Here is a 1484-nt window from a genome sequence, read left to right as displayed (position 1 = left end):
GCGAGCGCGGTGATCGGCAGGGTGGAGGTGTTGGAGCACAGCAGCGCGTCGGGGCCGACGACGTCCTGGATCTCCTGGAACACCTTGTGCTTGAGTGCGGTGTCCTCGAACACGGCCTCGATCACGGCGTCGCAGCCCGCGAGGTCGGCGGCCTCGGCGGTGGGCGTGATGCGGGCGAGGAGGGCGTCGGCCTTCTCCTGCGTGGTGCGCCCGCGCGAGACGGCCCTGGCGCAGAGCTTCTCGGAGTAGTTCTTGCCCTTGACGGCGGCTTCCGCGGTGACGTCCTTGAGGACGACGTCGATGCCGGCGCGGGCGCAGGAGTAGGCGATGCCCGCGCCCATCATCCCGGCGCCGAGCACGGCGACCTTGCGGACCGGGCGCGGCTCGATGCCCTGGGGGCGGTTGGCGCCGGAGTTGACGGCCTGGAGGTCGAAGAAGAACGCCTGGATCATGTTCTTCGAGGTCTGCCCGGCGGCCAGTTCCACGAAGTAGCGGGCCTCGATCACCTGGGCGGTCTCGAAGTCGACCTGGGCGCCCTCGACGGCTGCGGCGAGGATGTTGCGCGGGGCCGGGTAGGGGGCGCCCGCCGTCTGCTTGCGCAGGGTGGCGGGGAAGGCCGGGAGGTTGGCGGCGAACTTCGGGTTCGACGGGGTGCCGCCGGGGATGCGGTAGCCGGGCACGTCCCAGGGCTGCCTGGCCTCGGGGTTGGCGTCGATGAACGCGCGGGCCTTGGCCAGCAGTTCCTCCCGCGAGGCGGCGACCTCGTGGACCAGGCCGTTCTCCTGGGCGCGCCGGGCGTTGTACTGGGTGCCCTGGAGGAGGACCTTCAGCAGGGCGTCGGCGATGCCGAGCAGTCGGACCGTGCGGGCGACGCCACCGCCGCCGGGGAGCAGGCCGAGGGTGACCTCGGGGCAGCCGATCCTGGTGCCGGGGGTGTCGAGGGCGACACGGTGGTGGCAGGCCAGGGCGAGCTCGTAACCGCCGCCCAGGGCGGCGCCGTTGATCGCGGCGACGACGGGCTTGCCGAGGGTCTCGATGCGGCGCAGGTTGCGCTTGATCTCCAGGCCGCCGTCGAACAGCTGCTGCGCGGTCTCGGGCGTGACCCGGATGAGGTCGCGCAGGTCGCCGCCCGCGAAGAAGGTCTTCTTGGCCGAGGTGAAGATGACACCGCGGACGGAGTCCTTCTCGGCCTCCAGGCGGTCGGCGGTCGCGGCCAGCGAGGCGCGGAAGGCCGCGTTCATGGTGTTGGCGGACTGGTCGGGGTCGTCGAGGACGAGGGTGACGACGCCGGTCTCGTCCTGTTCCCAGCGGATGGTCGTGGACTCAGTGCTCATGAGGAGGTTGCTCCGTAGGAATCCGTCGGGAAGGGGTCAGAGACGCTCGATGATCGTGGCGATGCCCATGCCGCCGCCCACGCAGAGCGTGGCGAGGCCGTAGCGCTTGTCCTGGCGCTCCAGCTCGTCGACGAGGGTGCCGAGGATCAT

1 protein-coding gene and 1 pseudogene are annotated in these 1484 nt (G+C 71.2%); both read right to left on the bottom strand.

Annotated elements, in window-relative coordinates; genetic code table 11:
• Positions 1-1334: 3-hydroxyacyl-CoA dehydrogenase NAD-binding domain-containing protein (locus ACZ6SQ_RS38345; protein WP_469570686.1), on the bottom strand; the 1334-nt coding region annotated here is incomplete at its 3' end.
• 36 nt (positions 1335-1370) lie between these two features.
• Positions 1371-1484 (bottom strand): annotated as a pseudogene (locus tag ACZ6SQ_RS38340) (beta-ketothiolase); the annotation flags it as partial.

The sequence above is a fragment of the Streptomyces sp. NPDC048600 genome (genome assembly GCF_055587025.1).
This window is presented reverse-complemented; position numbering and strand designations above follow the sequence as displayed.